19 protein-coding genes are annotated in these 12,826 nt (G+C 67.8%); 17 read left to right on the top strand and 2 right to left on the bottom strand.

The annotated features are described in order from the left end of the window. Positions 1 to 104: 104 nt before the first annotated feature. The gene (locus ACWD3C_RS14835; protein WP_451143789.1) at positions 105 to 239 is read right to left on the bottom strand and encodes a hypothetical protein; all 135 of its coding nucleotides are present in this window, start codon (positions 237 to 239) and stop codon (positions 105 to 107) included. A gap of 239 nt (positions 240 to 478) precedes the next feature. On the opposite strand from ACWD3C_RS14835, the gene ACWD3C_RS14830 reads away from it, so the two are divergent. Together ACWD3C_RS14830 and ACWD3C_RS14825 are read left to right on the top strand one after the other, a co-directional pair. Beyond that, positions 479 to 1,588, top strand: coding sequence for an AAA family ATPase (locus ACWD3C_RS14830; RefSeq protein WP_451143787.1), 1,110 nt, complete (start codon positions 479 to 481; stop codon positions 1,586 to 1,588). Then, positions 1,585 to 2,712: a PD-(D/E)XK nuclease family protein gene (locus ACWD3C_RS14825; RefSeq protein WP_451143786.1), complete on the top strand. Its 1,128-nt coding sequence runs from the start codon at positions 1,585 to 1,587 to the stop codon at positions 2,710 to 2,712. The genes ACWD3C_RS14830 and ACWD3C_RS14825 overlap by 4 nt, the downstream gene beginning before the upstream one ends. 90 nt (positions 2,713 to 2,802) lie before the next feature. On the opposite strand, the gene ACWD3C_RS14820 is transcribed toward ACWD3C_RS14825, so the two are convergent. Continuing rightward, positions 2,803 to 2,979 carry a hypothetical protein gene (locus ACWD3C_RS14820; protein ID WP_451143957.1) on the bottom strand — a complete coding sequence of 59 codons (177 nt, stop codon included), beginning with the start codon at positions 2,977 to 2,979 and terminating at the stop codon, positions 2,803 to 2,805. On the opposite strand from ACWD3C_RS14820, the gene ACWD3C_RS14815 reads away from it, so the two are divergent. The 15 genes from ACWD3C_RS14815 to ACWD3C_RS14745 all read left to right on the top strand — a co-directional run bounded on the left by ACWD3C_RS14815 (position 2,906) and on the right by ACWD3C_RS14745 (position 12,807). Then, complete coding sequence (locus ACWD3C_RS14815) at positions 2,906 to 3,721, top strand: hypothetical protein (protein WP_451143953.1); 816 nt, start codon at positions 2,906 to 2,908, stop codon at positions 3,719 to 3,721. The genes ACWD3C_RS14820 and ACWD3C_RS14815 overlap by 74 nt on opposite strands. A gap of 99 nt (positions 3,722 to 3,820) precedes the next feature. Beyond that, positions 3,821 to 4,105, top strand: coding sequence for a hypothetical protein (locus ACWD3C_RS14810; protein ID WP_451143784.1), 285 nt, complete (start codon positions 3,821 to 3,823; stop codon positions 4,103 to 4,105). A 79-nt stretch (positions 4,106 to 4,184) separates the two neighbouring features. Further along, the gene (locus ACWD3C_RS14805) at positions 4,185 to 4,793 is read left to right on the top strand and encodes a hypothetical protein (protein ID WP_451143782.1); all 609 of its coding nucleotides are present in this window, start codon (positions 4,185 to 4,187) and stop codon (positions 4,791 to 4,793) included. Positions 4,794 to 4,869: 76 nt separating this feature from the next. Continuing rightward, positions 4,870 to 6,357, top strand: coding sequence for a DNA cytosine methyltransferase (locus ACWD3C_RS14800; RefSeq protein WP_451143780.1), 1,488 nt, complete (start codon positions 4,870 to 4,872; stop codon positions 6,355 to 6,357). Between the two features lie 68 nt (positions 6,358 to 6,425). Continuing rightward, positions 6,426 to 6,908, top strand: coding sequence for a hypothetical protein (locus ACWD3C_RS14795; RefSeq protein WP_451143778.1), 483 nt, complete (start codon positions 6,426 to 6,428; stop codon positions 6,906 to 6,908). Between the two features lie 71 nt (positions 6,909 to 6,979). Next, positions 6,980 to 7,465 carry a DUF6292 family protein gene (locus ACWD3C_RS14790; protein WP_451143776.1) on the top strand — a complete coding sequence of 162 codons (486 nt, stop codon included), beginning with the start codon at positions 6,980 to 6,982 and terminating at the stop codon, positions 7,463 to 7,465. Between the two features lie 67 nt (positions 7,466 to 7,532). Beyond that, positions 7,533 to 7,985, top strand: a complete 453-nt coding sequence (locus ACWD3C_RS14785) for a hypothetical protein (protein ID WP_451143774.1) — start codon at positions 7,533 to 7,535, stop codon at positions 7,983 to 7,985. Then, complete coding sequence (locus tag ACWD3C_RS14780; RefSeq protein WP_451143772.1) at positions 7,982 to 8,794, top strand: phosphoadenosine phosphosulfate reductase; 813 nt, start codon at positions 7,982 to 7,984, stop codon at positions 8,792 to 8,794. Before ACWD3C_RS14785 ends, ACWD3C_RS14780 begins: the two co-directional genes overlap by 4 nt. 185 nt (positions 8,795 to 8,979) lie before the next feature. Next, on the top strand, positions 8,980 to 9,450 hold the full coding sequence (locus ACWD3C_RS14775) for a hypothetical protein (protein ID WP_451143770.1): 471 nt from the start codon (positions 8,980 to 8,982) through the stop codon (positions 9,448 to 9,450). A gap of 269 nt (positions 9,451 to 9,719) precedes the next feature. Further along, complete coding sequence (locus ACWD3C_RS14770; protein WP_451143768.1) at positions 9,720 to 10,139, top strand: hypothetical protein; 420 nt, start codon at positions 9,720 to 9,722, stop codon at positions 10,137 to 10,139. Positions 10,140 to 10,234: 95 nt separating this feature from the next. Continuing rightward, positions 10,235 to 10,972 carry a hypothetical protein gene (locus tag ACWD3C_RS14765; RefSeq protein ID WP_451143766.1) on the top strand — a complete coding sequence of 246 codons (738 nt, stop codon included), beginning with the start codon at positions 10,235 to 10,237 and terminating at the stop codon, positions 10,970 to 10,972. A 68-nt stretch (positions 10,973 to 11,040) separates the two neighbouring features. After that, the gene (locus tag ACWD3C_RS14760) at positions 11,041 to 11,778 is read left to right on the top strand and encodes a hypothetical protein (RefSeq protein WP_451143764.1); all 738 of its coding nucleotides are present in this window, start codon (positions 11,041 to 11,043) and stop codon (positions 11,776 to 11,778) included. A gap of 6 nt (positions 11,779 to 11,784) precedes the next feature. Continuing rightward, positions 11,785 to 11,997, top strand: a complete 213-nt coding sequence (locus tag ACWD3C_RS14755) for a hypothetical protein (RefSeq protein WP_451143762.1) — start codon at positions 11,785 to 11,787, stop codon at positions 11,995 to 11,997. A gap of 16 nt (positions 11,998 to 12,013) precedes the next feature. Next, positions 12,014 to 12,409 carry a hypothetical protein gene (locus ACWD3C_RS14750; protein WP_451143760.1) on the top strand — a complete coding sequence of 132 codons (396 nt, stop codon included), beginning with the start codon at positions 12,014 to 12,016 and terminating at the stop codon, positions 12,407 to 12,409. Next, on the top strand, positions 12,409 to 12,807 hold the full coding sequence (locus ACWD3C_RS14745; protein ID WP_451143758.1) for a hypothetical protein: 399 nt from the start codon (positions 12,409 to 12,411) through the stop codon (positions 12,805 to 12,807). The genes ACWD3C_RS14750 and ACWD3C_RS14745 overlap by 1 nt, the downstream gene beginning before the upstream one ends. The last annotated feature ends 19 nt before the right edge of the window (positions 12,808 to 12,826 follow it).

Raw genomic sequence — 12,826 nt, 5'->3', positions numbered from 1 at the left:
TCGACACGGGCTCCGGTGGCGGTCGCGAGGGTCGATGGAGGAGGGGTGGTCTGGATTGATTGCCGCTCCTTCCGCCCTCAATATAGGTGACACTGTTGCAAGTTTCATTCTGGATGGATGGAGGTGTGCAAGCCGTCGAGGGCGAACTTCCCGGACTCGAGGACGAGTTGGTAGCGCAGTGCGACGTCGACTCCGCCCCGTCGATCAAGCAGCAGGTTCGAGGCGTTCCACGAGCTCAACGCTTGGGTGCTCCCGCTACTGGAGCGGCTGACCGTCGACTGCGTCGACAACGGCACGCTCTTCGAGCCCCACACCGGAGCTACGACCGGGCCACTCAGGGCTACCACTGCAAGGCAAACAACAACTTCCACTCCCGCTACATGCGGCTCCTGACCGAGCAACACCCGGAGTGGACAACCGTGTTCGAAGTCCGCGCCCAGCGCACGGACCGAGCACCAGACCTCTTGGAGACCACAACGTGAGCGCAACCGCGCCCAAGACGCCGGCACGATCCGGTCCTCGTCTCAGGACCAGGAAGCCGACCGGCACCGTTCCCTGGCCGCTGATCCTCATCGAAGGGGAGGAAGGAGCCGGCAAGACCTACTCGGCCGCACTGTTCTCGGCCAGCAAGAAGATCGGCCAGACCTACTGGATCGACCTGGACGAAGGGAGCGCCGACGAGTACGCGGCGATCCCCGGCACCGACTACCTGATCATCGAGCACGACGGCACGTACCGCGACATCCTGGAGCAGATCGAAGCCGTACACGCCGAGGCCCGCCGCGCCGCCCTGGCCGGCGAACCGCCCGTCGTGCTGACCATCGACTCCGGCTCCGCGCTGTGGCGGATGCTGACCAACTGGACCCACGAACGGGCACGGCGCACGGTGCACAACCGCAAGAAGCTCCAGGACGACCCGGACGCGGCGATCGATCCGGCGATCAACCTCTGGAACGACGCCAACGAGCGATGGTCGCGCGTCCTGTGGCTACTGCGCACCCTGTCCGGCATCGCCATCGTCCTCGCACGCGGCAAGCAGACCTCCGCCATCGACGACAACGGCAAGCCGATCCCGCACAAGACCGAGTGGCGGGTCGCCGGACAGAAGGACCTCGGCTTCGACTCCACCGTGTGGGTACGGATGCGCCGGGACGAGGACCCGCAGATCATCAAGGCCCGTTCGCTCCGCCTGCGGGTCGAGAGCAACAAGCCCCTGCGTCTGCGGGACTTCTCCATCGAGGACCTGGTCTTCGAGCGTCTCGGCTGCTCGCAGGAATCCCAGCCACGGATCATGCCCGCTCTCGCCGGTGACCGAGTCCAGCCCTGGCTGGACCGGGCTGCTGAGATGACCGACATCGACAAGCTGAAGAAGCTGTGGCACGACACCGTTGGGCCGGACAGCAACCTGGTGCGCGAGGAGATCCTGACCGTACGCGCGGCGATCGAACGCCGGGCCACCGACTTGGAGAACCCGCAGAAGGAGATGGGCGACCGCCCGCTGACCGACGCTGAGCGCCTGCGGGAAGCCGTGGACCGCCGGGCTGCCGATGCGTCGGCCGCCGAGGAGACCGCGGAGGTGTCGGCGTGACGGTGCAACTCGCGGAGTCACCCTCGATCTGGCAGGCCGCTCACAACGCGGACGGCCGCAAGCCGCGCTCGCGACAGACTCGGCTCGGCGCGTCCGACACCGTGTGCTCCAGACGAGCGGCGTTCATCCTGGTCGGCGCCGAGCGCACCGACCAGCCCGACGCGAAGGCCGCGATCCTCGGTACGTACATCCACGCCGGGCTGCTGGAGTCAGCCCGTACGGAGTTCGGATGGCTGGTCGAGCGCACCGTCGAGGGCGAGCATGTGCGCGGGCACGTCGACGTGGTCCAGCTCGACGAGGCGACCGCGCGACGCTTACCCAGGCGGCTGCGGCCGAAGGTGTCCGCCGAGGTGATCACGGTCGAGGACATCAAGACGAAGTCGATTCGCCGCTGGGACCACGTACTGCGTTACGGGGCCACCGAGGCCGAGTTACGGCAGGTCTACCTCTACGCGGGCATGCTCATCAGCCACGGCTTCGCCGACATCCGCGGGCAGAAGGACCTGGCCCGCCTCGGGCCGATACCGGTACAGCGGATCCGCTTCCGCTTCATCTGCCGCGACAACGGCGAGGAACACGTCCAGGAGTTCGACGTCGACCCCATGCGTCTGTCCGCCGCGACATGGTGGGTCGAGCGTGTACTGGAAGCCGGAGACCCCGAACGCCTCCAGCGCGACCACGACGGCCCCGGCCTGTCCGCGGTGTGCGACCACTGCTCATGGGCCACGGCCTGCTGGGGCCAGGCGCCACCGGGAGTCCCCGTACAGACGCTTCTCGTCCGCGATGACGACGACCGGGCCAAGGCCCTGGCTGACTACGTGCGTGGGCACGAGATGGAGGCCCCGGGCAAGCAGATGAAGAAGAAGGCCAGGGCCATGCTCGACAAGACCGCCGCGGGCGTCTATGGGGCGAACCAACTCCGCTGGTCCGGACAGAAGCCGGTGGAGGAGCCCGACACCCAGGCCATGGTCGACCTGTACGAGACCAACGACCTGACCGTGCCCATGATCCCCGACCGGGACGCCATGGTCGCCACGCTGAAGGAGGCCGGCCTGGCCGTACCGATGCGCAAGACGGGCAGGAAGACTCCCCGGTCGATCGACGTCCGCCCGGCCCGCACCTGACGTACTACCACCACGCTCCCGGGGCCTTCCGCGTCCAGCGCGGCCCCGGGATCTCTGGGCCCGAGCTACCCGAGGGGACACGTTGAGCATTCATCTGATGGTGGTGGCCGCGTACTTGCCGAAGTCGGTCGTGAACTCGACACAGAAATTGGTGCTGATGAAGATCTGCGACTCGGCAGACGAGGAGACGCGCATCGCCCGACCTGGGCTGGAGCGCATGATGGCGTGGTCCGGGGTGAACGAGAAGAGGGTCACCACGGTGGTCACCGAGCTGGTTGAACTCGGCCTGGTGCAGCGGATCATCGTGGGACGTGCCGGTCGGCGTGCCGAGTACCGCGTCTTCCCTCTGGGAGTTCCAGCCATCCCGACGACCGACATGCTGGCCGAGCGGCGGCGCGAGGCACGCGAGCGGCCGAAGAACGAGCGGCTGGCACGCCCCGGTGTACAGCGTGCGAAGCCGGCCACAGCCGCCCGTACGCATGAGGATGTCGCGGCCCGGCAGTCCTCCCGGGCACAAGCCGGCAGCGACGTGCAGCCAGGGTTACCCGAGGGGAACCCTGGCGGGGAGAGCGAGCGGGTTCCCCCAGGGGAACCCAGTGGGTTCCCCGACGGGAACCGTGGGGGTTCCCCTGGGGAAACCCCTTCTCTTCCTGCTTCTTCCTCCCACCGTCCTTACCCCCCTACCCCCACGGCTGGCGCCGCGGGGGAGCCCGCCACCGCTGACGCGGACCCAGCTATTTCTGGCGGCTGTCCGAAGCACTCGACTCCCGCAGGCAACTGCCGTGGGTGCGGGACCAACGCCCGGGCGGCCCGCGAGCGGGAGCGTCGGGAAGAGGACGAGCGGGAGCGCGAGGCGCAGCGCGCCTGGCTCGAAGACTGGAAGGCCGGCATGGAGCAGCGGCGCCGGGTTGCCGAGGCCAACGCGCAGGCGGTGGCAGAGGCGCGGAACCGTGCCTTTCAAATCGCCCGTCGTGCCAAGGGCGCGGTCCAGGATGGCCGAAGTAGGTAGATGACCTTCTTCGAACCTTCTCATTGACACAGATCGCTATGCGAATAAGATATAAGTAACAAGATCGGCAAGAAGTCGATCTCAACTCTTGGAGACCGCATGTCATTCACTCTCGGTGCGCGAATCGGCCACGTCCTGGTGGTCGACGCGCTCCTCGGTGCGAAGTCCAGCCCCTGCTACGGCAATCGCGTGCACGTCGTCGTCGACACCGCCGACGATGAGGTGAGAACGACGGCCCGCGCTCTCGCGGACTGCTGCCGCGGTGCCGCCTATGTCGGGCGCTGGAACGGCCTCCCTGCGGCCATCGTCATCGGCTCCGACGGGGTGGTGTGGGGCTTGTCCCTCCTGGCGGCCCATGAGGTTGCCGCCGGGCCCGAGGTGTAACCAAAAGATAGGTGACACTGCATCACTGGATGGCTCGGGTAATGAACCCGAGCCATCCGCGCACACTCTTGGAGACCACATGAAGCTCGCACCGCTGCCCGACCACCGGCTCACCCAAGACAAGTGGTGGCAGTCTCTCTACGGCCGCTACGGCCACGTCGTCACTCCGTTGCGCGCCAAGGGGTGGGTGACTGACGTGGAGACCGTCGGCAACAACTACACCATCCGCGCCGACCTGGCCGACGGCACCGAACTGGTCATCTCCACGGCCGACACGCTTCCGGCCGACCCGTCCCACGTCACCGGGTGGCTCATCGTCCGCACGCCTGTAGGTGACGCCACCCATCAGACGGTGCTCTACAACTCCACCCCCGGTGGCGCGCACGATCACCACGGCAAGGCCTCCGTGCCCATGTTCCGGCGGCTCGCCTCCCTGTTCCCCAGCCACCGGGACGACTGCTTCCACATGCTCACGGTGAAGTTCGCACCCAGCGGATACGTCCAGAAGACCGCCGGACCACACGAAGACGCCGGCACCGCAGTTGCCCGCTACATCGAGCACGCCAACAAGCTGGCCGTCGAGGGCTGGCGGATGACGTGGCGGGCGCAGTCCGACCGGCCGTTTGCCTGTACGTGGGAGCGCGACAGCCATCTCACCGTGCTGCAGCTCGCCGACGACGCCATCTGACCGCCGAGCCGGGCCCCGCCTGGTGGCGGGGTCCGGCGCCCTCGACCCTGTTGGGACGACCGTGACACTGAAAGTCGTGGACCTCTTCGCCGGTGCCGGAGGGTCCTCAAGCGGCCTGGTGGAAGCCGGATTCGAACTGCTGCTGGCCGCCAACCACTCTCACGTCTGCATGCTCACGCACGCGGCCAACCACCCCACCGCCGAACACCTCTGCGTTGACATCAACAACTACGACATGCGCCGCCTGCCCAAAGCGGACGTTCTGTGGGCCTCCCCGATCTGTACCGAGATCAGCCCCGCCGGCGGCCGCCGCCGCATCCCCAAGGGGCAGGAGACGCTGCTGGAGTTCGGTCCCATCGACAAGGGCACCTTCGACCGTACGAGAGCCACGGCGCACGACGTGATCCGTTACCTCGAAGTCCACCGCTGTCTCGCGGCGATCATCGAGAACGTCGTCGAGTTCGTGACGGACTGGGAGATGTTCGACTGGTGGACCGACGGTCTGCGGCGCCTGGGCTACAACGTCCAGATCGTCTCCGCCTCCTCGGCCCACCTCGGAGGAGACGACAACGCTCCAGCTCCTCAGTGGCGCGACCGGGTCTACATCGTCTGTACCCGCAGAGGCATTCCTTTGCCGGACGTACGTCCGAACCCCTTGGCCCTTTGCACGGAGTGCGGTGAGGACGTACGCGCCGTACAGACCTGGCGCAATGGGCGCGCCGTCGGCAAGTACAAGCAGCAGTACGACTACCGCTGCCCCAACGAACGATGCCGTCACGCGCTGGTCGAGCCCTACGTACGCCCTGCCCGCGACATCATCGACTGGGCGAACCTCGGCGAGAAGATCGGCGACCGTAAGAAGCCGCTCGCTGCCCGGACGATGGAACGCATCCGTAAGGGCCGGGAGATGTTCCCGCACGAGGCGTCGGCCATCACCGTCAACCACGGCGACCACGACGGCCGCGCGTTCGCCGTCAGTGCCCAGCCCTTACCCGCGCGCACCGCGAAGATCGGCGAGGGCCTGCTCGTTCCCGTCGGCGGCAGCTGGAACGACACCGCGTCATCGGTGGACGTGCCGTTGCGCACCCGCACGACTCGCGAGAGCGAGGCTCTCGTCACCGTGCCGTTCATCGTCGAGATGCGGAACCACGGCACAGCCCGCGGAGTCGACGTACCCCTGTCCACTCTGACGGGTGGGCGCCACCACGGTCTGACCACCCCGCACGGCCTGGCCACTCCCGGAGCCACTCGGCGCATCGCCGCCGCACAGCCCCGGCACTCCCTGGTCATCCCGTACCGCAAGTCCGTGCCGAAAACGACGGACATGCCGCTGCACACCCTGTCGACCAAGGACTCGGCGGCGCTGGTCGCGGTGGCGGCAGAGCTGGAGGAGTGCCACTTCCGGATGCTCCAGCCCCGGGAGCAGATGCTCGGACAGCGTTTCCACCCGGACTACGTGCTGCTCGGCAACAAGGGCGAACAGACCCTCATGGCCGGAAACGCGGTCAGCGTCAACGCCGCCCGCTGGCTCGGCGAGCGACTGATGCTCGCGCTCGCCGCTTGATCAGCCTCCCGACTGCGCCCGGCCGTCCGGCCTCGCGCCCCACTGCCGAAGGAAGGAGAGATCCCCTCATGAGCGGCCTCGCATGGGTCCTTGACGCCCCCTGCGTGGACAACCAGGCGTTTGTCCTGCCCGAGGGCGTCCAGTTGCCCATGCGCGTGCCCAGCGAAGACCTGCTGAAGATCTGCGACGCGTGCCCGTTCCGGGCCGCCTGCGTCGCACGCGTCCGTCCCGCCAAGTCGAAGTTCGACGGGATCTGCGGAGGCCGCCTGTGGTGCGACGGCAAGGCCATAGAGAGCTGTACATCCGCCCACCCCGACGAGCTCGATGAACCCGATGGGCTGAGAGAACCGGGCACCTACGACAGCTGCGGAAGAGAAGCCGGAGCGCGCGCCCACAACCGGCGGGGCGAACGAGCCTGCGAATCCTGCCTCCAAGCGGCCCGGGAAGCCGCCAGCCTGCGCAGGAGGAAGGCCCGCGAGGTCAACCCGCCCAAGACCAGGTCCCGGCGCCGACCCCAAGTCGGGGCCAGCCACCCCTGGAGAGAGTCGTGATCGAAGCCGAAATCGTTCCTGACTCACCTCGCCCTGGCCGACCCCGGCCAGACTCAAGATAGGAGACACTGTTGATTGATCGCCTGCTGCATGACGGCTACATGGACGCCGTAGCGGATGCCCTGAAAGCCGCCGGCATCGAGGCCGACGACTGCTGGACCGACATCGACTTCGGCCACCAGCTCGACGGCACGCTCGCCTACGAGGCGGGCCGGCGCCTGCACAGCGGAGCGTGGCCGTACGGCGTTCTCGTGAAGTGGAACCAGCACGACGGCTGGCAGTACGCAGCCGTCCGCCGGGGCGGCGCACCCGAACACGGTCGGGAACTCACCGCCGAACTCATCCCGCCGCCCGCGGTCGTCGCCGAGGCCGTCCGCTCGCTCGTGGCCGGCCGTCTCGACCAGATACCCGTGCGCTGGGACCGCGAAGGCCATCCCGCCTGGGAACACGGCGACGCGTTCGCCGACGCCCTCGACGAGTGGAACGCCGAGCACGCAGCCGAGATCGGCAGCGATTACACCGGCATCCGGCCACAGGAGAAGCCGGCCCTCAGCTGATCAACTCCCGTCTGCCTTGTGCTGCTCCGGCCACGCGCCGGAGCAGCACCCGACTCCAGGACCCTTCATGACGAACATCGGAATCGAACCTGCCGCCACCGCCGACTGGCTGGACCAGCACGGCATGCATGGCGCCGCAACCTTGATCCGCCGTATGGCCGCCCAGCAGAACACGCTCCGAACGCAGGTCACCGACCTGACCAACGACGCCACACGGCTCACCGAGCGAGTGCAGGGCCTCGAAGACCAGAACCGTACGTTCGCGGAACGCCTCGGCACTGCCCGCTGGATCCCCGACACCACGGACCACAAGTTGTACCGATGGGCGGGCGACTGGTGGGAACTCAGCTACCGCGCGCGCAATCCGGAAGACGATTCCCCGTACACCGGCTGGTACCTGGCGGGGCCCGTCGGCTCCGGCACGCTCAACGAGTGGATGGCGCACCGGACATCTGACGCCACCAAACAGGCCGACCGGTTCATCGACCAGCACGTCGCCCAGGACGGCGGTCCCCGATGACCTGGCTCCGATCCGTCAGCTACGGCGGAGGCGTACAGTCCACCGCTCTCCTCGTCCTGGCCGCACGGCGCGTCATAGATTTCCCGCTCTTCCTCTTCGCCAACGTCGGCGACGACTCCGAGAAACCCTCGACCCTGCGCTACGTCGCCGAGCGCGCCGCCCCGTTCGCCGCCGAGCACGGCATCGAACTGAGCACGCTGCAACGCGTGATGCAGCGGACCGGGGACACCAGGACTTTGTACGAGGACATGACCCGTGAGGGGTCCCGCTCCCTGAAGATCCCCATACGGATGTCCAACGGCGCCCCTGGTACGCGCTCCTGCACGGCCGACTACAAAATCCAGGTCGTCGCCCGCGAACTCAAACGGCGAGGCGCGACCGCCCGGAACAAGGCGACGATCGGCATAGGTATCTCCGTCGACGAGATGCACCGGGCGAACAACCGGCGCTACGAAGCGCACGAGGACATCGTCTACCCGCTGCTTGACCTCGGCCTGCGGCGTACGGACTGCGAACGCATCATCCGAGGCGCGGGCCTGCCGGTACCGCCCAAAAGCAGCTGCTGGTTCTGTCCTCTCCAGCGGCCGGAAGCCTGGCACGATACGCGCCGCACCGAGCCGGAACTCTTTGAGAAGGCCTGCCAGCTGGAGGAGTTACTCAACCGGCGCCGCGAGCTCCTCGGCAAGGACCACGTCTACCTGACGCGGTTCGGCGTGCCGCTTCGTGAGGCGATCCCCGATGGCCTCGACCTGCTGCCCATGTTCGACGAGGACGACGGTGCCTGCGAATCCGGCTGGTGCATGACGTGACCGAACTCGACCTCGGGCTATCCGCACCTCGGGCGAATCCGCCCAGGCACTGTGCGAGCCCGTCGCCACTCTGACGACCGCGGTCTGTGCCCAGCCGAAGCGGCGACTTGTGCCGAGACCCGCCGCCCCTCGGCACCTCTATTCCGGGGCACCCGGACAACCCGAACCCGTACCGAGGAGACCTCATGGAATCCGTGACATGGCTGCGCCCCGAATGGCAAGGCCGTGAGCAAGAGCTCATCCACCTGGCGGGCGCCGCTGAACTGGTCGGTGTAACCCGCTCGGCAGTGTCCAACTGGGCACAGCGGTACAGCGACTTTCCCGAGATCGTCATGCTTGCCGGAGTGCAGCCGCGCCGTCAGAAGTTCGTGGTGCGAGAGGAGTTCGTCACCTTCGCCGCCCGAAGGAATTCCAGCAGGAGAAAGAGGCGAAGAAAACCAGCACCGAGGCGCCCCCGCACTGTTATCGAGACAGGCAGGATCGCCCACTGGGAAGCGCAGATCGAGCGTCTCACGGCGCTGGAAGCCAAGTACACCGCAGCGGTGGAGCGCACCCGAACCGCGCGGAAGGAAGCGGAGAAGAAACTGCGGGAGGCTCGCGACAGCCTCGCTGCAGAAATCGAAGCCGTACAGCGAGTTGTCGAAGATAAGCCGTGATCAGCGCTCTCGGAAGAGTGCGGGTAATTCCGTATTCAGCTCCTTGAATCCGATATTGCATTAGGCAGTATTGCGACTAAGGCATAAGTGAAGGTTCAAGGAATCTGGCGCTACTCCAAAGAGGGAGTTCGCCGGCCAGGTCGCCCCACCTCAATCGGGGCTTCGTAATCGAGCACGTCAGCGCCCCGGATCGGTCCAGGGCGCGCCCATCCATGCCTCTTGGAGACACCACTATGACCCGAGTCACCGACAAACCCGAGGACGTGAACATGAGCATTGTCCCGGCACCTGGACGTCGCCACGACGACCGTCCCGTCCAGTTCCGGGCCCGCCCCCTCACCGACCCCGCGGAGGCGGCGTTCCCCGCGTATCGCGTCATCCACGAGGACCCGCGGGCCGACGCCAGCCTTGGCTTCGACTGGTCCGGAACCCTGCTGCGTCACACCCTGCGCACGGCTGTTGAACGCGGCAAGGGGGCCGCGAGCATCGAGGAGGCCGCCGGGGTAGTCGTCTTCACCGACGGAGATCTGCGCGGCGCGTACGTCGCGCGCCCTGCCCCCGGGCGCGCCCAGTCAGCCTGCGCGCGCTGCGGTCAGTGGGAGCGGGAGCACGCCTTGCATGAACGCTTCGGCTCCTGCCCGTGGTTCATCGCCCCGGCCGCCCCGCACATCGCGGTCGGCGCCCCGTAGCCCTACACGCCACCCGCTCGGGGCCGCGCCGACGTAAGCGGTCCGGCCCCGAGCGGGTGGCACCCCGAATCAACCAACCCAAGGAGCCAATCCCCATGAACGAGCGACGACTTCGCCCGACCCAGCTTCCCCTCGACGACCTCAAGACCGCCTACGTTCAGGCGGGCCGGACCCTCTTCCTAGCCGTCCACGACGACATCGCGGCCCGCGTACGCCTGGCCCACCCCGAGGCCGAGTACCTGGAGGTCACCCCGGACGTCGACGGTGACGTGCGGCTCGACGGCATCTGGGGCGCACAGGAGTCCGCGATCGGTACCTGCCCTCTCCTGCACGCTCCCCACGGCGACGCGGAGCACGAGCGGCGTGACGGCCCGCTGGACATCGACCACCTCGAAGACGAACTCGGCCTGGTGCTGACCGGCCCCTTCCTCCGGTACTGGGGTGTGGTCGAGGCGCATCCCCTGCCCGAGCACCGCGATCGCCTCTGGATCACCCTCCCGCCGGCTGACCGCGCGGCCACCGTCGCCGACACCGTCCGCCACTACGTCCCCGACGCCGACTCGCTGATCTGCCGCTTCGAAGCGAGACCCGATCGCATCTCCGTCGGCTTGGAACGGGCCACCCTCAGCGGCGGCGGAACGGTGGACGTCCCGTGCCCGGCCTGCTCGCCGGAGACCGAGGGCGTCCCATGGCCGCACCACGTCTCCCACGCACTCGCCCGGCTCCTCGGCCAGCTCTACGCCCTGCCCCACCTGCGCAGCCGCCATCTGACCCCGTGCATGGACGCCACCGCGGACCACGGGGACCAGCTGTGGCAGCTGCATTTCCCGTAACGCGAACCCACCCTCACCAAGACCCCCCGCCCCTGACCACGGCCCCGCCCCGGAAGAACACGCCACTGATGACCGACACCGCAGCGAACCGGATTACCACGGCCCTCCGCCACCGAAAGCTCGCCGTCGACGCCTTCAACAAGGCCCAGGCGCAGTACGAGATCGCGGTCCTCGACCACGTCACCGCACGCCTCGTCGAGGCGTACCCGCAGGCGACCCACCTCACCTTCGGCCACTCCACACACGACCGAACGATCGAACCGCACGGCCTGTGGACCACCCACCCCGGTGGCAGCGAGGAGCTCATCCTCGACGTAGGCCGCAACGCCGACACGACTGGGCTCGACCTGGAGGAACTCGCCGACGAGTTGAGCGACGCGCTCGCCGGGCTGCACTCGGCCGCCTGGACCGCCGTGCGGCCAGCTCCGAGACCGGACGGGCGGTGGGTGCTCGACCTCCCGCCGGCCGACCGCGCCGTACGGATCGCCGAACTCGTACGCGCCTACCACCCCCAGGCCAGGCTCATCACCGTCGAATTCACCGGCGACACATGCCGCGTACTGCACGTCACCTGCACCGACACCACGGACACCACGGAAGCCGCGAGCGGTCCTGTCCGGCCGCAGTCCGGCGACGAGCGCTCGCTGTGGTCGGCGGAGACCGAGCGGCAGATCTCCGCACTGGTCCGGCAGATCCACGCCCTCCCGCACCTGCGCGCCCGCTACCTCGCGCGCGTCGGCGGCCCGGTGGAGCGCACGGCACTCCTCCTGCTCCCTCACCCTCCGACCGACTCCGACAAGGAATGAGCTGTCATGCTCCTGCCCGGCAACCGCCCGGCCACTCCTTCCGTGCCCGCCGTGCCCGCCATGCATGCCCGCCCAGACGATCGCAGCGAACGTGCTGAAGACCTGGCCGACGTCGAGCTCGCCCTCCACGCCACCCAGGTGCCCCGAGTCCCGCCGGACATCGCCGCCGAACTCGACCGCTGGCTGCGCCGCGGATCTGCACACCTGATCGACGAGTGAAAGAAGCACAACCACCATGAACAGCCAGACCGTGATCAGCGTCGCCTTCAACCGATCCGTACGCGCAAACGGACTACGCCCCGGCGACGTGTTCACCTTCCCCGACGCTCCTCACACCCCGCTCACGGTGGCGGCGGTCGACAAGACAGCCCTCTCGCACGAGCTCACCCTGGTGACACTCACCGTCACCGGCCGCGACCAACCACTGAGCCTCCCGGCGAACACCGCCGTCCGGGCCCTGCGCATGCTCCGCACTGTGTCCATGACGTGCCTTCTGTGTGGAACCCACGAGGACCTCGAACTCGACCTTCCACGCGACGGTGAACCTCTGTCCTTCGTCTGCGCCAACCACACATCCGATTACAGCGGCGAGGAAGACTCCGGCTCCGTTCCGACTCCGGAGGCCGAGTGATGGCCCTCCACTACCTCAGCGCCGTCCAGCTCCTGCGCAAGGCAGACGAGGAAGAGGCCCGCGCCCTGTACGCCGACGTCCTGGAAGCCCTCGAACAGCACTGCACGGACGTCGACGTGGACTGGCAGGCCAACGAGCTGAACGTCACCGTCCAACTCTCCGGCGACGGCGAGCAGTACGTCGCGATAGCGGGCCGCAAAGCACTGCCCTGGCACGAGGACCGCACCGAGCTCGGCGGCTGGAAGGCCGTACACATCGACAACACGTACGGCACGGCCAAGGTCATCTACGACACCACCACCGACGAGGGCGAGCCACCTGGCGACATGTGCCTCGAACCCCTCGCCGACGCGGTAGCCGCGTACGCCACCGGTTGGCGCGCCGAACACGGCGGATAGCCCGACCTCACCCACACCA

It is taken from the genome of Streptomyces sp. NPDC002845 (genome assembly GCF_053591955.1).
This window is presented reverse-complemented; position numbering and strand designations above follow the sequence as displayed.